This window comes from Solidesulfovibrio sp. C21 (assembly GCF_047785625.1).
Taxonomy (GTDB): domain Bacteria; phylum Desulfobacterota; class Desulfovibrionia; order Desulfovibrionales; family Desulfovibrionaceae; genus Solidesulfovibrio.
In genome coordinates, this window is the sequence record NZ_JBLODY010000066.1 from 1 (window position 1) to 21,258 (window position 21,258).

Here is a 21,258-nt window from a genome sequence, read left to right on the forward strand (position 1 = left end):
CGCCAGGAGCAAAAGTTTTGGGGAGGGGAGAGCGCGAGAGGGGAACCCTTTTTGAAAAAAGGGTTCCCCTCTCGCATTATTCTTTTCGCACAACTTCGAACCGCTGTCGCGGTCCGTGTTATTGCTGTGGATTGAAGATCTGGAAGGTCTTCTTGATGGAGGAGCCGTCTTCGGCCACGGCGGTGAACGTCCAGTCGCCGCTGGCCATCTCCCATTCCTTCTCGAAGGTGAAGGTGCAGTTGTATTCCTTGCCCGTTACCACGTCGACGGTGGTCTCGGTATTGAAAACCACCTTGTTCTGGGCCGGGTCGATGATGCCCGGCGAGGCGGTGATGATCTTGACCTTGGATGTGCCGCCTTCGGGCTTGAGCGTCTTAAAGCGCAGGCCGAATGTCATGCCGAGTTTGCGCGGCACGGAATTGGTTGCGGTCGTGAGCGCCCCGTTCGCATCGTAAATGCCGTAATCCACTAAAACGATGGTCGGCTCCTTTGGCTTTTCTTCCTTGCTGCCGAAGCCGAAGAAATTCAGCGTCGAGGAGCAGGAAGCCAGAAGCAGGCACAAGATCGGCAATATCGCAAGCAAACGTTTCACGCGTGTCCCTCCACGGCCTCACCCCGGCCGCATGTTCTTAATAATGGCCCACATGACCCCTCGGACGGCCGGTGTCAAGGGAGGCCGGCCCGTCCTGCGTTGCCTCGGCAAAAATGCGCATGACGCGGCGGGCACGCCACATAGCCGCCGCGCCGGCCGTTCACGGCGTGCCGAAAGCCAGGTCGGCCAGCGGGGTCGTGCCCGCGAAAAAGGCGTCCAGAGCCGGTTTCTGTTCCATGGCCAGCCGCAGTCCCGATACGGGCAGCGGCCCGGGTTCCTGTCCATACACCGTAACGGCCCGGTCGATACACTCCGCCGGCACGAAATCCGCCAACAGCCGCAGCGCCACGCCGGTCCCCTCCTCGAAAACGACCAGCGGCCGGGGATAGCGCGCGCGGTCGGGCCCGAGCACCAGATTGCCCGTGCGGGCGAGGGTCTCCACAACCCGCGACGGCGGCACGCCGGCCCATTTGCCGAGCAGTTCGCAAAAAAGCGGCCGCAGCGCCAGATAGTAAAACGGGTCGAGTTTGAGCGCCGCCGACACGCCCGGCACGTTGAGGATGGAAGGCACGGCGGCATAGTGCCGGCCAAGCCCCATTTCCAGCCGGGTCAGGGTTTCCGCGTAATCGACGAGCATGCAGGCTCTCCTTCGCGGTTGTAGGCCGCATCGAGCAGATGGGCGTAAAGCCCGCCCAGGCTCCGGGTGGTGCGCCCGAAAACCTCACGCCAGACCTCGTCGGATTCCATACAGAAATACAGGCCCCGGGAAAAGCCGTTCCTGGCCAGCCTGTCGGCCATAAACCGGAACTGGCGCACCCGAAGCGGCCGCAGAAGCCGTTTTTTGCCGTCCGCGCCAAGCGAAAACTCCCCGATCATGTAGGCCGGTACGGCGCGGCCCTCATCGGCGAGCCGTCTTGGCAGCTCGGGCAGGCAGCGAAACGAGCCCAGGCTCATGTAGGCAATGTCCGCCGGACGCAGATAGTCGAAAATCATGTCCACGGCCGCGCCGTAGCCCGCTTCCCAGCCCGGATAGAAGCAAATGGGATCGAAGTGCAGGCAGACGCGAAACCCGGCCGCCACGCAGGTCCGGGCTGCGGCCAGACGGGCTTCCAGGGGCGCGGTGTCGCGCTCCTGGCCGGCCACGATGTCCGGCGCGTTAAACGACCAGGCCGGCAGCACCCGGTCGGGCCTGGGGTCGGCCTCCATCCAGCCGAGGTCCACGGTCTTGGATTTGAGTTCCAGCACCACGTTGTCGAAGTCGGCCAGAAAGGCCAGCAGCTCCCGGGTGTGGCCGGTGATGGACTCGAGGGCCAGCGAATCGGCGAACTGGCCGGTGCCGACCCGGAAACGCCGCGTGCGGTCGTGGCCGAAGGCGCGGCCCAGCTCGTCGAACATGGCCTCGGTGTTGGCGAAGGCGGTGAGGGTGCGGTCGCGGAAATAGGCCCGCAGGATGCAGTACGAGCAGTCCATGGGGCAGTTCTCGCCGATGTGCACGATCTGGTAGCCGCAGCAGCGGTAGTTGCGCGTGGCCGGGCAGGGCCGCAAAAACCGCCCCTTGTGGGCCTTTATGTGCAGCACCCGGCCGCCGTCCGGCGCTTCGGGGAGCGCCTCGCCCGGTGCCAGGACCACCTTGGCCGCGTCCGGCAGATTGGCCCGCGCCCGGGCGGCCATGGCCGTGCCGGCGACGGCGGCGTCCACGGCCAGGCAGGTGATGTCCCAGGGAGAGGGGCTCACGCCGCGTCCCCGTCGTCGGCCCGGGCCACCGTCAAGAGCCCCGGCAACCCCGGCGAGGCGGCCATGGCGGCCAGATCGGCTCCGGCCCTTGCCATCTCGGCCGGGGAGCGCACCACCACCTCCACCGTGACGGCGTCGGCCTCGAAGCCCTGGCTGGGTTTTAAACGCACCCGGCTGCCGCCCGGGGTCAGCGCCCGGGACAGGGCGGCGAAACGGGCCTCCAGGGTGGTGGTGGCGGGGTAGCGCAGGCGGCGCAGCCCGGCCAGCACCCCGGCCGCCAGATCGTTGGGGGAAAGGCCGCGCTGCGGCAGGTCCAGCACGCCGCAACGCAAAAGGAGCGCCCCCGGCGTCTCGCCCGAAAGCACGGCCGCCTCGGTCAGAAAGGAAAGCGCGTTTGTAAGCGTCCCCCGCGACCAGTGCATGGCGGCCAGAAGCGGCGTCAGCGCGGCCAGGGTGTCGGCGTCGCAGGCGGCCAGCGTCGCGGCGCAGCCGAGCGGCACGTTGCCCGCCGCCAAAAGCGCGTCCAAGGCGTCCGGCAGCGAAAGCCAGCGCAGCACCTGCCTGGCCCGACCATCGCCCTCGCCGAAGAGCGGCGGTCCGGCCAGGGCCATGAAATCGTCCACCGAGCCATGGGCCGTGAAATAGCGCGCGGCCGCGACGAGCATGGCGTCGGTCACGGCGCGGCCGATGTTGGAGCCGAGGTAGAGCACGCCCAGGCGCAGTGCCGGGGAAAGTTCGGCCAGCCCGGGCTCCATGTCCTGCGGCGCAAGGGCCATGGCGGCCAGGGTGCGCCCCCTGATCGCGCGAAGCGCCGCCGCCCGGCGCGAGCCGGCGGCCAGCACCGGCCGGCCGCCCTCGTCGAGGACCAGGGCGGGCGTCATCTGGCCAAAGCGTTCCAGGGACGTCACAAGCGCCGCGTCCGGCGGGGCGGCCCAAAAAAGATGCGGCGCATCGATATCCAGGTCGCGCGGGTGTAAAAAGAGTGGCTGCACGGTGTCGTTTTTATTACGGTTTTTCCGTAGAGTTTATGATTTCAAGATGTTGGCGTCTTGACAAGGGGGTGACCCCTGCCCCACTATGCCCAAACTCGGGAAAAAGCCAAGGGCCTCAAAAGCCCGGATTTCCTGACCGGTCTTTCTCTTCCTTATGAAAACGTCACCCGGCCGCGCCCAAGGGCGGCATGCGATACCGCATAGCGGCTCGCCGTCGGGCAAATCCCGCGACGACCGCGCCATCGTGACAACCCTGCGTCCGCCCTGCCGCATGCGGCGCGCGGGCGTGTCGAGCGTCTGAGGGAACCTGGGAGGGGGCCCCGGAAAACCCGGGGTGGAACCCGGGACAACCCGGGCCATCCGACCCCTGTCGGCCTCCCGGGAGTTACCGAACGCGTCAACAAGGGAGAAGGGAATGTCGGAAAACCTTGCCAGCCAACGCACCTATGCCCTGATCGGCCATGGTGGATGCGGCAAAACCTCGGTGGCCGAAATGCTCCTCTTCACGGCCGGAGCTGTGGCGCGCCTGGGCAAGATCGAGGAAGGCACCACGGCGCTCGACTACGAGCCCGAGGAAGTCAAGCGCCGGGGCAGCACCCAGCCCGGCCTGGCCAGCTACCAGTTCAACAAGAACCGGCATTTTCTCCTGGACGTCCCGGGCGACGGCAGCTTCAACGGCGACCTGCCCTTCCTGCTCAAGGCGGTTGACGGCGTGGTGTTTGTGGTCGATGCCGTGGACGGCGTCAAGCCGCTGACCAGGAAACTTTGGGGCGAGGTGGTCAAGCTCGGCCTGCCCGCCATCTTTTTCATCAACAAGATGGACCGCGACCGGGCCGATTTCGACATGGCCCTTTCCGGCATCCGCGAAAAGCTCGGCGTCAAGACCTACGTCCAGAACCTGCCCATCGGGGCCAAGGAAGATTTCAAGGGCGTCATAAACGTCCTGGAAGGCAAGGCCTACCTGTTCGACGGCCAGGGCGGCACCACCGAAACCGTCATCCCCGACGACATGGCCGAGGAAGTGGAGACGCTGCGCGAGACCATGGTCGAGGAAATCGCCGTGGCCGACGAGCAGCTCATGGAACGCTACCTCGAAGGCGAGGAGATTTCCACCGAGGAACTGCTCGCCACCGTGCACATGGCCACGCTCTCGGGCCAGCTGTGCCCGGTATGCTGCGGCTCGGCCCTCAAGAACATGGGCGGCGAACGCCTGCTGGCCGCTGTTCAGAACTTCCTGCCCGGGCCCATGGAAAGCGCCGGCGGTGGCAAAACCATCGTCACCGCCGACGGCACGGAAATTCCCGTGTCCGAATCCGGCCCGGTGGTCGGCTTCGTGTTCAAGACGCTCTTCGACCCCTTTGCCGGCCAGCTGTCCATGACGCGGGTGCTCACGGGCACGCTCACCACCAACATGGATCTGCAAAATCCGGCCACCGACACCCTGGAGCGGGCCGGGCAAATTCTTCTGCCGCTCGGCAAGGAAACCGCCATCTCCAAGGAACCGGCCGGCCCCGGGGCCATCGTGGCCCTGGCCAAGCTGAAAGACACCGCCACCGGCAACACGCTTTGCGACCCCAAAAAGCCCGTGACCATCGAAGCGCCGGTCCTGCCGCCGCCCATGATCTCCTACGCCCTGGCCCCGGCCGAAAAAGGCGACGAGGACAAGGTGTTCGCGGCCATGTCCAAGCTCCTCGACGAGGACATCACGCTGTCCATCACCCGCGACGAGGAAACCGGCGACATCCTGCTTTCCGGCATGGGCCAGACCCATCTGGAAAACGCCGTGGAAAAGGCCAGACGCCGGTTCAAGGTGAGCCCGGTGCTCAAAGCGCCGAAAATCCCCTACCGCGAGTCGGTCAAGGGCAAGGTCGAGGTCCAGGGCCGGCACAAGAAGCAGACCGGCGGCCGGGGCCAGTTCGGCGACTGCTGGATCCGCATGGAAGGCCAGCCGCGCGGCGGCGGCTACGCATTCGTGGACGCCATCGTGGGCGGGGCCATCCCGCGCCAGTACATCCCGGCCGTGGACAAGGGCGTGCAGGAATCGGCCAGGCGCGGCTCCATCGCCGGCTACCCCATGGTGGACTTCAAGGTGACGCTCTACGACGGCACCTTCCACACCGTGGACTCGTCGGAAATGGCGTTTAAAATCGCGGGGTCCATCGCGTTCAAGTCCGCCTGCGAAAAGCTCAAGATCTCGCTGCTCGAACCCATCGTGCTGGTGTCGGTCAGCTGCCCGGACGAATACATGGGCGACATCATCGGCGACCTCTCCAGCCGCCGCGGCAAGGTGCTGGGCTCGGATTCCACCGGCGGCATCACCGAAATCCAGGCCCACGTGCCCATGGCCGAAATGCAGGAATACGCCAAGACCTTGAGCTCCACCACCGGCGGCCAGGGCGCGTTCACCATGGCCTTCGACCACTACGAGGAATGCCCGCCGCCCATCGCCGAAAAGGTGGTAGCGGAGAGCAAGAAGAAGGAAGCGTAATACAACAAGGGTGTAGGGGAACAATAGTTCCCCTACACCCTGTGCACAAATCAACCTTATCAATTAGCCAAAATCCCTTTTATTATCTACCATCAAGCATGAAAGACATCGCTAAAAACATTACGACGCAAGTGCTCGTGGTTATTCTAACTATAGCAGGAACAACATTTGTTTGGTATTTATGGCAAAGAGAAAACAGGTCTTTATCTTTGATATTAAATTCCACCAAAACACTTATATCTATCAACAAAGATAGAATGGATGGCTTAGAGTTAAAATACAGAGGAAACGACATAAAATCACTTTCGATAGTTGATATTTCTATCGAAAACAATGGAAACACCCCCATTCGGAAAGAAGACTTCTCTTCTCCACTAAACATGAAAATCGATGGGAATATTGTCTCTTTACCAGAGATTTTGCATAAGAAACCAAAACAACTATCCCCAAAAATTGAAGTTTCGGAAGGCGCTGTACAGATAATTCCGATGCTATTGAACCCAGGAGATAATTTTGAGTTTCAATTAACAATCCTCGACCTCGGAAGCAATTTGACAGAAGATTCAATTAATGGAAGAATTTTTGGCGTGAAAAATATAGACTTCATAAACAAACAAAAAGACAAACCAACCACTGATCTTGTAGTACTCATATCAACGGTGATAGCTGCTCTCATTTCTAGCATTCTCAATCTTTTTTTTGTAAAAACAAAATTTTTTACTTTCCTTTACAACTTAATTGAAGTCAAATTATCTTACAAAACCAAGCAATAAAACCTACAACGCTTCTATAGTTTATACAATATATTCACTTTCAATAAAATATGGCTCACATTCTTCTTATAGACGACGACGCCATCCTCAAGGAGACGATCGGGGCGCTGATGCGCCGGCTCGGCCATGCCTTCACCTGGGCCGGGTCGCTGGACGAGGGCCGGCGGGCCCTGGTGCATGGCCGGTTCGACGTGGTGCTGCTCGATTTGCGGCTGCCGGACGGCTATGGGCTGGACATGATGGCCGAGCTGCGCAGCGCGCCGAGCACGCCCGAGATCATCATCGTCACCGGCCAGGAGGACCCCGAGGGCGCGGCGCTGGCCATCAAGTCCGGGGCCTGGGACTACATCCAGAAGCCGCTGACGCCCAACCGCGTCACCCTGCCCCTGACCCGGGCGCTGGAATACCGGGCCCAGAAGGCGGCGAGACGGCCCCGGGCGGTGCTCAAGCGCGAGGCCATCATCGGCGTGGGACCGGCCATGGAGGCCTGTCTGGACATGGTGGCCCAGGCGGCCGATTCCGACGCCTCGGTACTGGTCACGGGCGAGACGGGCACGGGCAAGGAGCTTTTCGCCCGGGCCATCCACGCCAATTCCCAGCGCGGCAACAATAACTTTGTGGTGGTGGACTGCGCCGCCCTGCCCGAGACGCTGGTGGAAAGCGTGCTGTTCGGCCACGTCAAGGGCGCCTTTACCGGAGCGGACCGGGACCGCGACGGACTTTTCAAGCTGGCCGACGGGGGCACGCTTTTCCTCGACGAGATCGGCGAACTTTCGCTCGGCATCCAAAAAACGTTTCTGCGCGTATTGCAAGACGGGCGGTTCCGGCCTGTCGGCTCCAAAAACGAGCTGCAAAGCGATTTCCGGCTGCTGGCCGCCACCAACCGGGACCTCGGAGTCATGGCCGCCGGCGGCGTCTTCCGCGAGGACCTGCTCTACAGGCTGCGCACCATCATCATCACGCTGCCGCCGCTGCGCAGCCGCGTCGAGGACATAAAGCCCCTGGCCATCCACTACATGAACCGGCTGTGTGAGCGCTACCGCCTGCCGACCAAGGGCTTTGCCGAGGAATTTTTCCAGGCCCTGACCGCTTACAGCTGGCCGGGCAACGTGCGGGAACTTTGCAGCACCATGGAAAGGGTGCTCTTGCAGCATCGCACCGAGCCGGTGCTTTATCCCAAGCACCTGCCCGACGAAATCCGCATCCAGGTGCTCAACGCCAGGGGCGCGGCCGAACCGGCCGGGCCGCCCCACCAGGAGGAGCAACACGCGGCCGCCGTGCCGCCCTGGAAAGAGTATCGCCGGCAGGCCCTGGACGCGGCCGAACAGAGCTATCTGGAAGACCTGCTCACGGCCGCTGGCGGCAACGTGGCCCGGGCCTCGCGCTTAAGCGGCCTGTCGCCATCGCGCCTCTACGACCTTTTCCGCAAGTACAACCTGCCGACCCGGGTCTAGCCGGACACGTCTTTCCTCCCCGGTTCAGTCCATCTCGATGCAATCGTGGGGGCAGATGCCCATGGCCCGTTCGATGTCTTCCTCCGGAGCTTCGACCAGAAGGACGACGGGCTTTTCCACCGCCTCGTCCATCTCGAAAAGCTCGGGGACCATGGCGGCGCAAGCGCCGCAACCATTGCAGCAGACAGGATTGACGCTGTAGCCGTGCAAAGGCGTATCCATGAGACGTACCTCGGTTTCAGTGGCGCGATAGGGCTTTTCCATTTATGTTCGCGATCGATCCTGTCAAACCAGGAGGCCGGCGGACTTACATGCGATGCAACAAATGCGGGGCCAATATCCCCGACACCGAACGGTACTGCCCGGTCTGCGGGCACAAACTCCAATCCGACCACCAAGCCGGCGCAAACGGTCCGGACGGGGATACGGGCCCCGGCGGCGAGGCCGGGAGGACCGGCTCCAGGCTGCTCGATTTCCAGGGATGGACCAAAACCGGCAGGGGCCTTGGTCCCTACCTCGAGGCCTGCGCCTACGGGACTCTGCTCGCGGCCGGCGTGGCCTGGTATCTCTATTCGGGCATGTTCTGGCCGCTCTATCCGATACTGGGAATCTGCGCCCTGGCCGCCTGGCTGCGCCGGCTGTAACGCCCCGCGCGCCCCTGATCCGCCGCCTATCCGACAGCGCCACGAGGTCTTAGGGACTGCCGCAGCAGCGGGCCACGGTTGTCCGGGAACAGGGCAAGGGGTCCACGGCCACAGTGATGCAGCCGGCCGCCATGTCGCGCACGATACGTCCCGAGGACATGCGGCCGTGCCAGACGCGGCTGGAAAAAATCGCCATGTCGCCGTTTAACTGGACATAAAATTCCGCGAATCCCTTGGCGAAAAACGAATTGAAGACGTAGACGCCCTCGCGCACGCCGATAAATTCATAATTGTTCGGGTTCTTGCAGGTCAAAATGGCCAGCGCCTGCCGGAAGGCGCAGGCCAGCACAGCCTCTTCGTTGAACGCCGCGGCCGGCCGGGCAGCCCCCGCAACGCCAAGGAAAGCCAGCAAGAGCGCCGTCACCACGAGCCGTTTCATGCGCGCCTCCCGAGCGGACCGTCGCCGCCCTTTCCCGGTTCCCATCGGCACCGGGTCGTTTTCCTTTAGCGTCCGCCAAGTCCCGCAGACTCCTTGTCGCCCAATCGTCTCCCCGGGTCTACCCCACGGTAACGACAAGCGTGGATAATGCCTGAAAACCATGGAGGCTTTATCATGGAGTCAGGACTCGATCGCAGAAAATTTCTCGCGCTTGGCGCGGCCGCCTGCGGCATGCTCGCCTTTACCGGCGCCGTTCCCCGAAAGGCCGCCGGGCAAACCCCACCCCAGCCCATCGCCCTGGAGGCCTGCCTGGCGCTCACGCCCCTGGCCATGGCCGACAGCTCGGCCGTTGTCGACCGGGACTGGAAATACCTGCTCGAAGTAGCCGCGTCCATCAAGGACCCGGCCGTGCGGCAAAAGGTGCAGGCCATCCTCGACAACCCCGCCCCCACCCTGGCCGACCGCCTGGCCGACCCCAAAACCCGGGCCGCCGTCCATGCGGAACTGGCCGCCAAAGGCTTTCTGAAGGGTCAGACGGTCACCGGCTTGCTGCCCCCGGTCGCCGATCCGTCCAAGACCGTGCAGCCTTTCCGCAGCGCCCCGGGCAGCGGTTATACCAGCCACCACGCCTTTCCCGGCGGCCTGGTCGTGCACACCGCCGGCAACATGCGCAATACGCTTGGCATCTACGACGGCTACGTGAAAAACTACGGCCTGACCCTCGACCGCGACACGACGGTGGTGGCCCAAATGCTCCACGACCTGCACAAGCCCTGGGTCTTCGCCTGGGCCGACGACGGCACGTCCCGCCAGGAGCAGACCCTGGCCGGCACGGGCGAACACCACGTGCTTTCCGTGGCCGAAGCCATCGTGCGCGGGCTGCCGCCGCAAATGGTGGTGGCCCAGGCCTGCGCCCACAACCATCCCGGCGACGCCAAGGACGAGGCCGATGTGGTGGGCTGGATCACGGCAGCCTCGATCCTGGCCGGCGTGGACCCGGTGAAGGCGGAACTGCTCGGCCCGGACGGCAAGACGCTGCCCCTGCCCCGGCGCATGGAAGGATTCGTATGCCACCTGGGCGACCACGACTGGGTGCTGACCGGGCCGGCGGGCAAATGGACGACCGTGGCCCTCGGCGAATTGGCCAAGGAGCGCTACGGCATCGCGGACACCAACTCCAAGGCCTTCAACCAGTTCCGGAACTACGTGTTCGCCCACGGCACCATGATGGGACTCTACGCGGTCTACAGCGCCTCGGGCAAGAAGGCCCTGGCCGACGCCGTGGCCGCTATCGTCAAGCCGGTTTAAGGAATAAAAAAAAAGACCGGGGGGAAACCTTTCTGAAGAAAGGTTCTCCCCCCAGGCCCCCTTTCCAAAGACATTTAACGATAACAGAATGTTATATCTATCATCCTGCCACCATTAAAAGTTTTTGGGAGGGGAGAGCGCGAGAGGGGGACCCTTTTTTCAAAAAGGGTCCCCCTCTCGCACACTCTTCCTTCTTAACCTGCTTAACCTAATCCAACTCGTATTCGTCGCGCCAGTCGCCGGATTCGGCGAACTCGGGCTGTTTTTCCTTGTCGAACAGGCAGTCGCCGATCACGAGGTAATCCATCTCGGTGCGCATGAAGCAGCGGTAGGCGTCCCAGGGCGTGCAGACGATGGGCTCGCCGCGCACGTTGAAGCTCGTGTTGACCACCACCGGGCAGCCATGACGGGCGTTAAACGTGCTGATGAGCTTGTGGTAGCGCGGGTTGGTGGCCGCGTGCACGGTCTGGATGCGCGCCGAAAAGTCCACGTGGGTGATGGCCGGAAGCTTGGAGCGCTCGACGTAAAGCCGGTCGAACATGGGCTTTTGCCAGTAGCCCTCGGGCAGATCGAAGCGCAGCTTTTCGGCCACCGGGGCCACCAGCAGCATGTAGGGCGAGGGCCGGTCCTGCTCGAAGCACTCGGAGACCGCCTCGGCCAGGACCGAGGGGGCAAAGGGTCGAAATCCTTCGCGGTACTTGATCTTGAGGTTGAGCTTTTTCTGCATCTCCGGGTTTCGCGGATCGCCCAGGATGCTGCGTCCGCCAAGGGCCCGGGGACCGTATTCCATGCGGCCCTGGAACCAGCCGACCACCTTGCCGTCGGCGAGCAGATCGGCGACCCGGACGCAAAGCGCGTCGAAGTCGTCATAGGCGTCGCAAGGGGCGTCGTTTCGCGAGGCGACGCGCAGCGCGTCGCGGCGGGTGAACTCCGGTCCCAGGTACGAGCCGGCCATGCGGTCCATGGCCCCTTCGGGCAGCGGCGCGCGTTCGTGACCGGCCCAGACGTGGTGGGCGGCCAGGGCCGCGCCGAGGGCCCCGCCGGCGTCGCCGGCCGCCGGCTGAATCCAGATGTCGTCGAACACCCCGGCCCGCAACAGCTTGCCGTTGGCCACGCAGTTGAGCGCCACGCCGCCGGCCATGACCAGGTTTTTGCAGCCCGAAAGCTCCCGGGCCGTCTTGGCCAGAAGCATGACCACGTCTTCGGTGACTTCCTGGATGGCCAGGGCCATGTCCATGTGTTCCTGGGACAGTTCCGACTCGCCGGCGCGCTTGGGCAGGCCGAAAAGCCGCTCCCACTTGCCGTCCCGGCACATGGTGAGCCCGGTGGCGTAGTCGAAGTAGGCCATGTTGAGCAGCATGGAGCCGTCGGGGCGCAGGTCGACCAGTTCGTCCAGGATCTTCTGCTTGTACGTCTCCACCCGCTCGGAACCGGCGATGCCATAGGGAGCGAGCCCCATGAGCTTGTATTCGCCGGAGTTGACCTTGAAGCCGCAGTAGTAGGTGAAGGCGGAATAGAGCAGTCCCAGGGAATGCGGGAAGTCGAGTTCGCGCAGGAAGGTGATGTCCTTGCCGCGCCCGACGCCGATGGTGGTGGTGGACCACTCGCCCACGCCGTCGATGGTGAGGATCGCCGCCTCGTCGAAGGGCGAGGGATAAAAGGCCGAGGCGGCGTGGGACAGGTGGTGCTCCGGGAAAAGGATGCGCGGCCTGCCCCGGCCGAGCCTGGCCAGTTCCTCGCGCAACATCTTTTTCATGAAGAGCTTTTCCTTGATCCACACCGGCATGGCCGCCAGGAAGCTCACCACGCCGCGCGGCGCGAAGCCGTGGTACGTCTCCATCAGCCGCTCGAACTTGAGGTACGGCTTGTCGTAGAAGGCGACCGCGGCCAGATCGGACAGGCCGACGCCGCCTTCCTCGAGCACGTAGGCGGCGGCTTTGCGCGGAAAGGAGGCGTCGTGCTTCTTGCGGGTGAAGCGTTCCTCATGGGCGGCGGCCACGATGACGCCGTCGCGCAAAAGCGCGGCCGCGCTGTCGTGGTAGTAGGCGGAAAGCCCGAGTATGTATTCGGCCATGGACCTACCCGTTAAAACAGGGTGTAGATGAAAGGAGCCACGGCCGTGCCGCTGGTCAGCACGACGAGGACACCGAAAAGCAGCAGCACGAGAATGATGGGCAGCAGCCAGAATTTTTTCCGGACCCGCAAAAATCCCCAAAGTTCACACAGAAATTCCATGAAGCCTCCACAAGCCGCCACAACGCGCCAACCGGCGTCCGGTCGGGGCGGCAAGGTTCTCGCCGATGGCGCGCCCGGCGTCAAAACGGCTGTTCGATATCCGCCGCCACAAAGGTATGGTCCCGGACCCGGAAAACCGAATCCTCGCCCTTGCCGAACTGCCGCATCCGCATGGGGTCCTTGCCGCCAAGGGTACGCAGGACGCCCATGGGCGTAAGCACCAGGTAGAATATGAGGGAAAGCAGCACCTTGGACATGACCATGCCCATGACACCGGACAGGCCGAACCACAGCTTGGCCACGGGCTTGTAAAGCGCCGGCGCGATCATATCCAAAAGCAGCAGCAAGGCGGCGATGGTCGCGTAGCGGATTTCCCTGGTGACGAAGAAGACGATCAGGCTGATCAGGACGAGGGCCATGCCCGTATCCTTGGCCTGTTCCCGCGTGGCCGACAGCCAGAAGGATTTCTTCTGACGCGTTTGTTCCAATGAAGACATGGGGTGGTCGCTCCGAATTGGGCTTTGGCGTCCTGCCGGATCGGGCCGCCAGGACAGATTTCCCTAGCCCGGGGGGGCGTGAGCGTCAAGGGAGGCAGTGCCGGGGTGGTGGTTCGGAAAAAAAGAAGCCGCACTGCACGGAGTGACATAAGCCCCGGACTGTTCCTTTATTTTTACCAACCAGCAGTCTTGACTTCCTCGCCTCCTGGCCCCATGGGAACCCTATGACGCTCCTGTTCGACGACACCAAAAAGCTGGAAAAGGCCCTGGGCGAAGAAGCCGCCGGGGTGCTTATAGGCATTCTGGAAAAGCAGGATGAGGCGGCCAAGCGAGAACTCGCCACCAAGCAGGACCTCCGGGAGCTTGAGCTTCGCTTAGTGGCAGAACTGGCCAAGCAAAAAAACGACCTGACCGTGCGCATGGGGGCGCTTTTGGCGGCCACCGTGGCGATAATCGCCGCGCTGAAACTTTTTTCGTAGCCCTCCGCTAAAGCGATCTCAAGGCCCCGGCTCCGGCTGGGGCCTTATTTTTTTCTGACTGAGGGGAAACTTTTCAAGGGGAGTGGATGCGGCCTCTTCCAAGGCATCGAGAAAGGAAATGGCTCCCCAGGCAGAATAACAAACCAAAACCATTAAAAAATTTAGGAAGGGGAGAGCGCGAGAGGGGAGAACCCTTTGCAAAAGGGTTTCCCCTCTCGCATCCTCTTCCCTCTCCTCTATTCTTCTATCTTGGTACGTTCCCGCTTGCGCGCGCCGTGGCGCTTTTTGGTTTCCAGGCGGCGCAATTTCGAAGCCAGGGTGGCGCGGGTCTTGCGGCGGGGGGGCTTGGGCGTCAGGGCAGCGCGCAGGAGCATGACGAACCGTTCCACGGCCAGTTCCTTGTTGGCGGTCTGGCTGCGGCTGGTCTGGGAACTGACCTGCAGCACTCCGTCCTTGCCGATGCGTCCGCCAAGCGCGGCCCGGAGGCGCTCCTTGGCCGCCGGGGACAGGCTCGGCGAAGCGTCGAGGTCGAACAGGAGCGTCACGCGGGAGCTCACCTTGTTGACGTGCTGTCCGCCGGGGCCGCTGCTGCGCGAGGCGGTAAACGTCAGCTCGGAAAGCGGGATGGTCACGCCGGGCGTGATGCGCAAAATATCGGGCGCGTCCATGGGGGGATACCTTACGTTCTCACATCGATGGTCAGACGCGGGGCGGCGGCCTGAAGCCGGCTGACCAGCCGCGCCGGAAAGGCCGGCGGGGGGATGTCCCCGCCCTCGGGAGCCGGTCCCGGGTGAAAAATTTGCAGGCTCCAGCGGATCGCGCCGGCCGTGGCCAATTCCCCGGCCAGGACGGCCAGACCCGCCTCGTCCAGGAGCCCGGGATGCCAGGTGGTGCGGATCTCGAACGGGATAGCGCCCCGCAGCAGCATATCCAGGCTGGCGAACACCGCCGCGCCGCTGCCGGCATCGCCGGTCAGGCGTTCATAAGCCGCGCGCGGCGCCATCACGGCCAGCCCCACCCAGTCGCAGGCCGGCAGCACGGACGCCAGCGCCTCGGGGAAAAGCCCGGTGGTATGGATTCCCGTCAAAAAGCCGAGATCCCGCGCGGCGGCCAGGGTTTCGGCCATGCCGGCCAAAAGCGCCGGTTCGCCCCCGGAAAAAAGGACCGCGTCCACCTGCCCCCGCCGGCTTTCCAGCCAGGACAGCACCGCCGCCGGATCAAAGGCCCCGCCGGCCTCGGGACGGGCGTGGCTGAAGGGACAGCCCCAGGGATCGCCCGGGCAGTAGATCACGGCCGCCAGGGCGTCGGGATAATCGAGGGGCGAAAGCGGCGTGACGCCGCCGATGGTCAGTCCTTCCACGGTGGTTGCCTTTCCCGGTCGCGCTGCCTTTTCTTTCCCCGACAGCCATCCGGTCGTCAAGGGCATGGGGGAACGGGGAAAACGGATTGCGGAAGGACGTCCGCGCCTCAGCCGCAGTGGTCGCTTATGTAACGGCCAAGCCTTTCCAGGCCTTCCTCGATATTTTCCAGGGAGTTGGCGTAGGAGAGGCGCAGGTGCCCTTCCCCGCCGGGGCCGAAGTCGATGCCCGGGGTCACGCCCACATGGACCTTGTCCAGGATGTCGTAGGCCAGGGCCAGGGAATCCGGATGCAGGTGGTCGGCGCGCACGAACACGTAAAACGCGCCCGTGGGCTCGGTGCGCGGGGACAGGCCGAGCTTTTTAAGCCCGGAGAGCAGCGCCGTGCGCCGCGTGGCGTAGGTCTGGCGCATGGTTTCGGCCGCGGCCAGCCCGTCCGGCGACAGGGCGGCCAACCCGGCCCACTGGGCCACGGAAGAGGCACAGATAAAAAGGTTTTGCTGGAGCTTTTGCAAAAGCCCCATCATGGAACACGGCGCGACAAGGTAGCCCAGGCGCAGCCCGGTCATGGCGAAACGCTTGGAAAAGCCGTTTAAGACCAGCGCGTCCTCGGAAAATTCCAGGGCACAACGAGCCCGGCCGCCGTAGGTCAGGCCGTGGTAGATCTCGTCGGACACCACGGGCAGCCCCGTGGCGCAGGCCGTCTCCATGGCGGCGTCCGGGAGCAGGGTGCCGGTGGGATTGGCCGGCGAATTGACCAGGATGCCGGCGGTCATCCCGGAGACGTTGGCCGCGATGGACTCCGGGGTGAACTGGAAGCCGTCCTCCTCGGCCACGGGCACGTAATGGGGAATGAGGCCGGTGAAGCGCAGGAAGTTGGGGTAGCAGGCGTAGGCCGGGTCGGTCAGCAGCATGTTGGCCCCGGGCCGGGCCAGGGCGGCAAAGGCCAGCAGCATGGCCGGCGAGGTGCCGCCGGTGACCAGGATGCGGTCCGGGGTGATGCGCACGCCGTATTCGTCGGCGAACAGGCGGCAGATGGCCTCGCGCAGTTCCGTAATGCCAAGGCTGTGGGTGTAATGGGTCTTGCCGTCGGAAACGGCCTTGATGGCGGCTTCCTTGACGCAGTCCGGCGTGTCGAAGTCGGGTTCGCCGATTTCCAGATGGATCACCCGGTGGCCGGCCGCCTCGATGGCATTGGCCCGTTCCAGGATGTCCATGACGAGAAACGAAGTGATGTCCTTGCAGGCGGGGTTCATGGCTACGGTCCGGTAGGGGATTATCGGGCGCGGCGGCAGGGGTCGCCGCGCCCGGGGGAAAATCAGTCGATCATGGATTCGGGGACCGGCTGGCACATCCCCGAAGGGTGGGCGTAGCGGTCGTTTAACGACTGGACGTATTTCTCGCTGTCCGTAATGACCGAGGACAGGGTCTTGCGGGCCTTCTGGCCCCAGCCGGCCGGCTCCATATGGTAGATCGAGCGCCAGGGCGCGGTGTTTTTCGCCAGGGCCCGCATGAGGCCCTCGCGCACCGGACCGTAGGGATAGGCCTTTTCCACCATCCGCGCCACGGCCGCGGTCGACCATTTGCGGGCCAGATGATGCAGCCAGCTTCCGCCGCCCAGGCATAAAAGGAGAAACGGCATCCAGCGCCAGGATTCGTCAAACACCCAGCCGAGCCAGTCCGGCACGATGCCGTTGCTGAAGGGATGGCCGGTGAAAATGTACAGCGCCGCCAGGACAAGCGCCACCCCGCCGAACACCAGGGCATCGCGCCGCAGCGCTCCCTTGCGCCAGCGCATGAGCATGCCCCGGATTTCCGGCACCCGCAGGTCTTCCACCTCCCGGGCCAGCTTCTCCAGGTCGCCGACGATACGGTAGGCCCGCTCCACCCGCACCTGGTTCATGCGATTGTGGATGGCGGCCAGATCCGCGTCGCGCTTGGCCTCGAACCGCGCCCGCAAGGCGGCGTCGTCGATGGGCATAGCGGCCGAAGGCGAATAGATGCGGTAGAACTTGCCGGCGGTAAGCCCCTGCTGGGCCAACGCCCGCTGCCACGCCCCCACCACCTCCTCGGGGTTGTCCTCCCGGGCGGCGATATCCATCTGGTTGAGAATGTAGATAAATTTGTTGGAGTCGCGGCGGTTGATAGTGGCCGCGACCAAGTGGGTCAGCGTGTCGCGCATGGCCCCGGGCTCGGGCCGGCGGGCGTCAAAAAGGACCAGCACCAGATCGGAGAGGTCCATGATGTGATTGGTGATGCGCAGGGTCGCCGTGCGCTGGGCGTCGGCGTCGAAGCCGGGGGAGTCGATGAGGATGAGCCCGCGCAGTTTGTCGCTGGGGCTGGTCTTGAGCCGGATGTAGGAATCGATGCGTCCGCCCTCGCCGGGCTCCACCTTCTCCAATTCCTCGCTCATCTTGTAGAAGGGAAAGCGCAGGTCGGCGTTGAGCGCCGTGCCGGGCAGGACCCGGGATTCGCCGGCGGCGTTGTAGCAGATGACCGTGAACTTGTCGTCCACGGCATGGGAGCCGGTCTGCTGCACCGGCATATCCAGGTAGTGGTTGATAAACGTGGATTTGCCGGCGGAAAACGGCCCCAGTATGGAAATAAGCGGCCACCAGGCGATCTGGGAGATGGTGGACTGGTCTTTGCCGAGAAGCCCGAGGCCCCGGCAGACCTTGTCCAGCTTGCCGAAGCTCTCCACCGCGTCGACCAGCAGTGGATTTTCCAGTTGCAGGTGTTCCTTGAGGCTGGCCAGCCTGTCGCGCAGTCGCCCGTCTTCCATACGCCCCCCGCCGATGTAAAGAATGGCCCTAACTACCCTAAACTTCGCGCTTCGTCGAGACGGCGGCGTCCCCCGGGGGAAACCAACCGCCCGAAACCCGCTGAAAAATCCTTGCCCCCGGCGGGAGATTGCCGCTATCCCCGGAGAGCCCCCGGGCACGAAGCCAGGATATGTCCACACCCGAAACCCCATATGCCGCCCCGGCCGCCACGCGCCGCCCGGACGCCGCGTCCAGGCGCGTTCCGGCGGCATGGACAGGGACCGGCACGGCTTTGTACTGGGCCCTGGCCCTGGCCGGGACATATCTTTTCTACGGCGCGTTTCTCTTCTCCGACCGCGTGGGCATCCTGGACTGGGGCAAGGACCTTTTTTATTTCCACTTCCTCTACGACAGTCTGCGCTCTTTCGGCCGGCTGCCCCTGTCGTTTTTGGCCATCCCAACGGACATCACCTGGTTTTCCACCCTGCAGGACCTGTCCTACTGGTCCAACCCGGAGGTCATCAGCCTTTCCCCCCTGCTGCCGCTGGTCTGGGTGCTGCCTTTCATGGCCTTCATGAAGGCCTATTTCGGGCTGCACATCCTGCTCGCGATCGCCGGCGTGCGCCTGTTGGCGGACAGGCTCGGCCTCGCCACCGGGCAGGCGGTCGTGCTGCTGGTCCTTTTTCTCTTCAATCCCTGGCTGGTGCAGCATCTCGCCATCGGCTATTCCCCCCAGATCAGCCTGTGCCTGACGCCGCTGCTGGCCGCCCTGCTGGTCGGCAGGCGTTTTCGGCCGCTGGCCTGGGCCGGGGCGTCGCTTCTGACCGCCTGGATCTTCTACCAGGGCGCGCTGCACCTTTTCGTGTGGCTGTGCATGGCCGTGGGACTTTTCGTCGCGCTGTACGCCCTGCTCTCCCGACGCGCCGACGTGTTGTGGCGGGCGGCCTTTTTTTTTACGGGCACGGCCCTGCTCGTTTCGCCCAAGGCCTACGCCGTGTCCAAGGTCTACGGCGGCTGGAGCCGCATCCCGGCCGGGGGCTACGGCTCCCTGGCCGACATCTGGGGACTTTTGACCGACGCCGTCTTCCCCATGTTCCGGTTCCCGGAGACCTATTCCAAGTACAACGTGGCCTTTTACGACGGCTCGCTTCTGGTCGGCGCGGCCTTTGTGCTGCTTGTCGCCTGGCTGGCGGCGGAATACCTGGCGCGCCTGCGCAAGAACGATCCCGGGCGGCTTCGCGACGGAACCTGCCTGCTTTGCGCCGGCATCTTTCTCGTCCTTGGCTGGGGCACGGTCTGGCGCACCGTTTCCCACTGGCTGCATCTGTCCTCGGCCGAAATCTATCCCTTCCGGTTCCTTTTTATCGCCTACAACTTCCTGATCTTTTTCGTGGCCGACCGTTTGGGCCGCTTTCCGACAAAAGCCGCCGCCCGGCTGCGGACCCTGGCCCTTTACGCCCTGCTCGCCTGCACCTGCCTGACCTTTTACGGCCGCAACCGGGAGCTCATGCCGTACCTGACGGAGAACCCCAACTTCTACGGCGCGTTTTCCATTGCCGATTTCTACAAGGACCGCATCACCGCCCTGGCCGGCGACACCCGCCTGCCCGTGACCGCGACGCCAGGAAGCGTCACCATCATCCCGGCCGGTATCCCCGGCCAGCGCCTCCGTCTGCCCTGGCTGCCCTGGAAAGCGCGCGGCCATTACCGCTTCGAGGGGGCGCGGCCCGTTTCCCAAGCCCCGGACGGCGGCACCGTCATCGAGGTGACGGCGTCGGTGAGGCCGGTGGTCGTCATCCCCGACGACAGCCACCGACTACCGCTTTTCACCGTCGCCGCCCTGGCCTTTGCCGCGCTTGGCACCGGGACCGTCTCGCTCAATCGCCGCCGGCCGGGCCTTTTCACGGTCGAAACGCCCACGGAGGCTCGCCATGCATGAGGAATCGCTGGGCAACGTCATCCGCGACTACCTGACCGGCGAGGAAGTCGCCGAAACGTCCTACGAAGAGTTCCGGCAGGCCCTGGCCAAGCTCCTGGTGGAGGAAAAAGGCTATCCCAGGGACCGGCTGAAGCCCAAGGTCGGCGTCTGCTTCCCCATCGAGGGCAAGGACTACACCCGCATGGTGGACCTGCTCGCCGTGGACGCGGACGGCAACCCACTGCTTTTCATCATCTTCTGCTCCGGCGAACCCGGCTCGTACGTGCGCGAGGCCCTGGCCGCCGCCCGTATCTACCAGGGTGGCCCCGTGCCCCTGGTCGCCGTCACCGACACCCACGACGCCGTCCTGCTCGAAGCCGCCACAGGCCGCGAACTCGGCCACGGCATGCGCGCCCTGCCGTCCTTTACGGAGGCCATGGCCCTAAACGCCCCCGCTGCGGCCCTGCCCGAGGACGCCCTGGCGAGGGAGCGGCGCATCCTCTTCGCCTACAGCGAATTTCTCGCCGACGGCTGCTGCCAGGGCGCCTGCCGGCCCACGGCGCACAAGTAAGCCCCCCAGGCACAACGGCCGAAACCGGCGGGACACATGTCCCGCCCGGTCAGGACCGTTTTTGTGTTGACAATAGTTCTACGTAGAACTATTCGACGTCCATGCGCACCGACCACGTCATCGCCCTGATCGCCGATATCCGCGAGCGTGCCCACGAGTGGATCGTGGCCGAGCTGACGCGTCGGGGACATCCGGGCATCGTGCCCTCCCACGGCGCGATTCTGGTCCGGCTCTACGACCAGGGACCGATGGCCATGAACGCGCTGGCAACGGCCATCGGACGGCGCAAGAACACCGTCACCGTGCTCGTGCGCAAGCTCGACGAGGCCGGCTACGTCCGCCGCCAGGGCAGCCCGGACGACAGCCGCGTCACCCTGGTCGCCCTGACGGACAAGGGCGAGGCGTTTCGCGGCGATTTCGAGGCCGTGTCGACCGCCCTGCTGGCCCGGGTCTGGGGCGGCATGGCCGACGCCCGGCGGCAGGCGCTCGTCGCCGGTCTGGAAACCGTGCGGGACAACCTGGGCTAAAAAATTTCCCCAAATGGTTCGACATCGAACAAAAAAAAAGGAGCAACCTATGCGTGAAGTTACCGATTTCCTCAAGGCCAATTCCACCGTGTTCCTGGCCACATCGGACAAGGGCGCAGCCCGGGTCCGGCCCTTCCAGTTCCAGTTCGAGCAGGACGGCCGGCTGTGGTTCTGCACGGCCAAGAGCAAGGAAACCTATGCCCAGCTCAAAGCGGACAACCGGCTGGAGCTGTCCTGTTGCAGCGAAAAGATGGTCACCTTGCGGCTGGCTGGGACCGCAGTCCTCGACGACGATCCGGCGGTCAAAAAACGCATCATCGACGGCAACGCCCTGGTCCGCTCCATCTACGGCTCCGCAGACAACCCCGACTTCACGACCTTCAGCATCGACCACGGCCGGGCCATCCTGTTCGACTTCAGCGGCAATCCCCCAAAAACATTTACTTTCTAATCCAGTAAAGTTTTTCGGGAGGGTGGGGGTCCGGGGG

General features: G+C 64.1%; 23 protein-coding genes. 10 read left to right on the top strand and 13 right to left on the bottom strand.

From position 1 onward, the window contains the following. Window positions 1-118: 118 nt before the first annotated feature. The 4 genes from ACMZ6R_RS16145 to ACMZ6R_RS16160 form a co-directional block, all read right to left on the bottom strand. Window positions 119-592, bottom strand: a complete 474-nt coding sequence (locus ACMZ6R_RS16145; protein WP_416113321.1) for a DUF3859 domain-containing protein — start codon at window positions 590-592, stop codon at window positions 119-121. Window positions 593-752: 160 nt separating this feature from the next. Beyond that, a complete protein-coding gene (locus ACMZ6R_RS16150; protein ID WP_416113323.1) occupies window positions 753-1,229 on the bottom strand; it encodes a hypothetical protein in 477 nt (158 codons plus the stop codon). Continuing rightward, window positions 1,202-2,326, bottom strand: a complete 1,125-nt coding sequence (locus ACMZ6R_RS16155; protein WP_416113325.1) for an SPL family radical SAM protein — start codon at window positions 2,324-2,326, stop codon at window positions 1,202-1,204. The genes ACMZ6R_RS16150 and ACMZ6R_RS16155 overlap by 28 nt, the downstream gene beginning before the upstream one ends. Continuing rightward, complete coding sequence (locus ACMZ6R_RS16160; RefSeq protein WP_416113327.1) at window positions 2,323-3,318, bottom strand: chromosome partitioning protein ParB; 996 nt, start codon at window positions 3,316-3,318, stop codon at window positions 2,323-2,325. The genes ACMZ6R_RS16155 and ACMZ6R_RS16160 overlap by 4 nt, the downstream gene beginning before the upstream one ends. 415 nt (window positions 3,319-3,733) lie before the next feature. Here ACMZ6R_RS16160 and ACMZ6R_RS16165 point away from each other — a divergent pair, with 415 nt between their 5' ends. The 3 genes from ACMZ6R_RS16165 to ACMZ6R_RS16175 are packed head-to-tail and all read left to right on the top strand — an operon-like array spanning window position 3,734 to window position 8,033. Beyond that, window positions 3,734-5,806 carry an elongation factor G gene (locus tag ACMZ6R_RS16165; RefSeq protein WP_416113329.1) on the top strand — a complete coding sequence of 691 codons (2,073 nt, stop codon included), beginning with the start codon at window positions 3,734-3,736 and terminating at the stop codon, window positions 5,804-5,806. Then, window positions 5,749-6,579 carry a hypothetical protein gene (locus tag ACMZ6R_RS16170; protein ID WP_416113331.1) on the top strand — a complete coding sequence of 277 codons (831 nt, stop codon included), beginning with the start codon at window positions 5,749-5,751 and terminating at the stop codon, window positions 6,577-6,579. Before ACMZ6R_RS16165 ends, ACMZ6R_RS16170 begins: the two co-directional genes overlap by 58 nt. 50 nt (window positions 6,580-6,629) lie before the next feature. Continuing rightward, entirely contained in the window at window positions 6,630-8,033 is a 1,404-nt protein-coding gene (locus tag ACMZ6R_RS16175) for a sigma-54-dependent transcriptional regulator (RefSeq protein WP_416113333.1), read from the top strand. Window positions 8,034-8,057: 24 nt separating this feature from the next. Here ACMZ6R_RS16175 and ACMZ6R_RS16180 read toward each other — a convergent pair whose 3' ends face one another. Next, entirely contained in the window at window positions 8,058-8,255 is a 198-nt protein-coding gene (locus tag ACMZ6R_RS16180) for a ferredoxin (RefSeq protein WP_416113335.1), read from the bottom strand. A gap of 89 nt (window positions 8,256-8,344) precedes the next feature. Between ACMZ6R_RS16180 and ACMZ6R_RS16185 the strand changes: the two genes are divergently transcribed. Then, window positions 8,345-8,677 (top strand): zinc-ribbon domain-containing protein, encoded by a 333-nt coding sequence (locus tag ACMZ6R_RS16185; protein ID WP_416113337.1) that lies wholly within the window; start codon window positions 8,345-8,347, stop codon window positions 8,675-8,677. Window positions 8,678-8,726: 49 nt separating this feature from the next. On the opposite strand, the gene ACMZ6R_RS16190 is transcribed toward ACMZ6R_RS16185, so the two are convergent. Further along, window positions 8,727-9,116 carry a hypothetical protein gene (locus ACMZ6R_RS16190; protein ID WP_416113339.1) on the bottom strand — a complete coding sequence of 130 codons (390 nt, stop codon included), beginning with the start codon at window positions 9,114-9,116 and terminating at the stop codon, window positions 8,727-8,729. A 174-nt stretch (window positions 9,117-9,290) separates the two neighbouring features. On the opposite strand from ACMZ6R_RS16190, the gene ACMZ6R_RS16195 reads away from it, so the two are divergent. Next, a complete protein-coding gene (locus ACMZ6R_RS16195) occupies window positions 9,291-10,424 on the top strand; it encodes a metal-dependent phosphohydrolase (RefSeq protein WP_416113341.1) in 1,134 nt (377 codons plus the stop codon). Between the two features lie 208 nt (window positions 10,425-10,632). Here the strand turns inward: ACMZ6R_RS16195 and ACMZ6R_RS16200 are convergent, their stop codons facing one another. The 3 genes from ACMZ6R_RS16200 to ACMZ6R_RS16210 all read right to left on the bottom strand — a co-directional run bounded on the left by ACMZ6R_RS16200 (window position 10,633) and on the right by ACMZ6R_RS16210 (window position 13,156). Continuing rightward, window positions 10,633-12,498, bottom strand: a complete 1,866-nt coding sequence (locus ACMZ6R_RS16200; RefSeq protein WP_416113343.1) for a carbamoyltransferase — start codon at window positions 12,496-12,498, stop codon at window positions 10,633-10,635. Between the two features lie 11 nt (window positions 12,499-12,509). After that, window positions 12,510-12,659, bottom strand: a complete 150-nt coding sequence (locus ACMZ6R_RS16205) for a DUF5989 family protein (protein WP_416113345.1) — start codon at window positions 12,657-12,659, stop codon at window positions 12,510-12,512. Window positions 12,660-12,739: 80 nt separating this feature from the next. After that, complete coding sequence (locus ACMZ6R_RS16210) at window positions 12,740-13,156, bottom strand: SxtJ family membrane protein (RefSeq protein ID WP_416113347.1); 417 nt, start codon at window positions 13,154-13,156, stop codon at window positions 12,740-12,742. 224 nt (window positions 13,157-13,380) lie between these two features. On the opposite strand from ACMZ6R_RS16210, the gene ACMZ6R_RS16215 reads away from it, so the two are divergent. Beyond that, window positions 13,381-13,635, top strand: a complete 255-nt coding sequence (locus tag ACMZ6R_RS16215; protein WP_416113349.1) for a hypothetical protein — start codon at window positions 13,381-13,383, stop codon at window positions 13,633-13,635. 236 nt (window positions 13,636-13,871) lie between these two features. Here ACMZ6R_RS16215 and arfB read toward each other — a convergent pair whose 3' ends face one another. The 4 genes from arfB to ACMZ6R_RS16235 all read right to left on the bottom strand — a co-directional run bounded on the left by arfB (window position 13,872) and on the right by ACMZ6R_RS16235 (window position 17,774). Next, a complete protein-coding gene (gene arfB / locus ACMZ6R_RS16220; RefSeq protein WP_416113351.1) occupies window positions 13,872-14,303 on the bottom strand; it encodes an alternative ribosome rescue aminoacyl-tRNA hydrolase ArfB in 432 nt (143 codons plus the stop codon). Between the two features lie 11 nt (window positions 14,304-14,314). Next, a complete protein-coding gene (locus ACMZ6R_RS16225; protein WP_416113353.1) occupies window positions 14,315-14,995 on the bottom strand; it encodes a radical SAM protein in 681 nt (226 codons plus the stop codon). A 107-nt stretch (window positions 14,996-15,102) separates the two neighbouring features. Next, window positions 15,103-16,248 (bottom strand): pyridoxal phosphate-dependent aminotransferase, encoded by a 1,146-nt coding sequence (locus ACMZ6R_RS16230; protein ID WP_416113355.1) that lies wholly within the window; start codon window positions 16,246-16,248, stop codon window positions 15,103-15,105. A 62-nt stretch (window positions 16,249-16,310) separates the two neighbouring features. Next, window positions 16,311-17,774, bottom strand: a complete 1,464-nt coding sequence (locus tag ACMZ6R_RS16235) for a dynamin family protein (RefSeq protein ID WP_416113357.1) — start codon at window positions 17,772-17,774, stop codon at window positions 16,311-16,313. A gap of 170 nt (window positions 17,775-17,944) precedes the next feature. On the opposite strand from ACMZ6R_RS16235, the gene ACMZ6R_RS16240 reads away from it, so the two are divergent. The 4 genes from ACMZ6R_RS16240 (at window position 17,945) to ACMZ6R_RS16255 (ending at window position 21,221) form a co-directional block, all read left to right on the top strand. After that, on the top strand, window positions 17,945-19,693 hold the full coding sequence (locus ACMZ6R_RS16240; RefSeq protein ID WP_416113359.1) for a hypothetical protein: 1,749 nt from the start codon (window positions 17,945-17,947) through the stop codon (window positions 19,691-19,693). Further along, window positions 19,686-20,243, top strand: a complete 558-nt coding sequence (locus tag ACMZ6R_RS16245; RefSeq protein ID WP_416113361.1) for a type I restriction enzyme HsdR N-terminal domain-containing protein — start codon at window positions 19,686-19,688, stop codon at window positions 20,241-20,243. The genes ACMZ6R_RS16240 and ACMZ6R_RS16245 overlap by 8 nt, the downstream gene beginning before the upstream one ends. Before the next feature lie 101 nt (window positions 20,244-20,344). After that, complete coding sequence (locus ACMZ6R_RS16250) at window positions 20,345-20,770, top strand: MarR family winged helix-turn-helix transcriptional regulator (RefSeq protein ID WP_416113363.1); 426 nt, start codon at window positions 20,345-20,347, stop codon at window positions 20,768-20,770. Between the two features lie 49 nt (window positions 20,771-20,819). Further along, window positions 20,820-21,221: a pyridoxamine 5'-phosphate oxidase family protein gene (locus ACMZ6R_RS16255; protein WP_416113365.1), complete on the top strand. Its 402-nt coding sequence runs from the start codon at window positions 20,820-20,822 to the stop codon at window positions 21,219-21,221. Window positions 21,222-21,258: the final 37 nt, after the last annotated feature.

Excerpts from the sequence above, each read along its gene's own strand:
- ACMZ6R_RS16180 (WP_416113335.1), bottom strand. The coding sequence starts at position 8,255 with ATGGATACGCCTTTGCACGGCTACAGCGTCAATCCTGTCTGCTGCAAT.
- ACMZ6R_RS16245 (WP_416113361.1), top strand. The coding sequence starts at position 19,686 with ATGCATGAGGAATCGCTGGGCAACGTCATCCGCGACTACCTGACCGGC.
- ACMZ6R_RS16215 (WP_416113349.1), top strand. The coding sequence starts at position 13,381 with ATGACGCTCCTGTTCGACGACACCAAAAAGCTGGAAAAGGCCCTGGGC.
- ACMZ6R_RS16250 (WP_416113363.1), top strand. The coding sequence starts at position 20,345 with ATGCGCACCGACCACGTCATCGCCCTGATCGCCGATATCCGCGAGCGT.
- ACMZ6R_RS16150 (WP_416113323.1), bottom strand. The coding sequence starts at position 1,229 with ATGCTCGTCGATTACGCGGAAACCCTGACCCGGCTGGAAATGGGGCTT.
- ACMZ6R_RS16205 (WP_416113345.1), bottom strand. The coding sequence starts at position 12,659 with ATGGAATTTCTGTGTGAACTTTGGGGATTTTTGCGGGTCCGGAAAAAA.
- ACMZ6R_RS16170 (WP_416113331.1), top strand. The coding sequence starts at position 5,749 with ATGCCCGCCGCCCATCGCCGAAAAGGTGGTAGCGGAGAGCAAGAAGAA.
- ACMZ6R_RS16240 (WP_416113359.1), top strand. The coding sequence starts at position 17,945 with ATGTCCACACCCGAAACCCCATATGCCGCCCCGGCCGCCACGCGCCGC.
- ACMZ6R_RS16200 (WP_416113343.1), bottom strand. The coding sequence starts at position 12,498 with ATGGCCGAATACATACTCGGGCTTTCCGCCTACTACCACGACAGCGCG.
- ACMZ6R_RS16185 (WP_416113337.1), top strand. The coding sequence starts at position 8,345 with ATGCGATGCAACAAATGCGGGGCCAATATCCCCGACACCGAACGGTAC.
- ACMZ6R_RS16255 (WP_416113365.1), top strand. The coding sequence starts at position 20,820 with ATGCGTGAAGTTACCGATTTCCTCAAGGCCAATTCCACCGTGTTCCTG.
- arfB (WP_416113351.1), bottom strand. The coding sequence starts at position 14,303 with ATGGACGCGCCCGATATTTTGCGCATCACGCCCGGCGTGACCATCCCG.
- ACMZ6R_RS16175 (WP_416113333.1), top strand. The coding sequence starts at position 6,630 with ATGGCTCACATTCTTCTTATAGACGACGACGCCATCCTCAAGGAGACG.
- ACMZ6R_RS16230 (WP_416113355.1), bottom strand. The coding sequence starts at position 16,248 with ATGAACCCCGCCTGCAAGGACATCACTTCGTTTCTCGTCATGGACATC.
- ACMZ6R_RS16235 (WP_416113357.1), bottom strand. The coding sequence starts at position 17,774 with ATGGAAGACGGGCGACTGCGCGACAGGCTGGCCAGCCTCAAGGAACAC.
- ACMZ6R_RS16165 (WP_416113329.1), top strand. The coding sequence starts at position 3,734 with ATGTCGGAAAACCTTGCCAGCCAACGCACCTATGCCCTGATCGGCCAT.
- ACMZ6R_RS16195 (WP_416113341.1), top strand. The coding sequence starts at position 9,291 with ATGGAGTCAGGACTCGATCGCAGAAAATTTCTCGCGCTTGGCGCGGCC.
- ACMZ6R_RS16210 (WP_416113347.1), bottom strand. The coding sequence starts at position 13,156 with ATGTCTTCATTGGAACAAACGCGTCAGAAGAAATCCTTCTGGCTGTCG.
- ACMZ6R_RS16190 (WP_416113339.1), bottom strand. The coding sequence starts at position 9,116 with ATGAAACGGCTCGTGGTGACGGCGCTCTTGCTGGCTTTCCTTGGCGTT.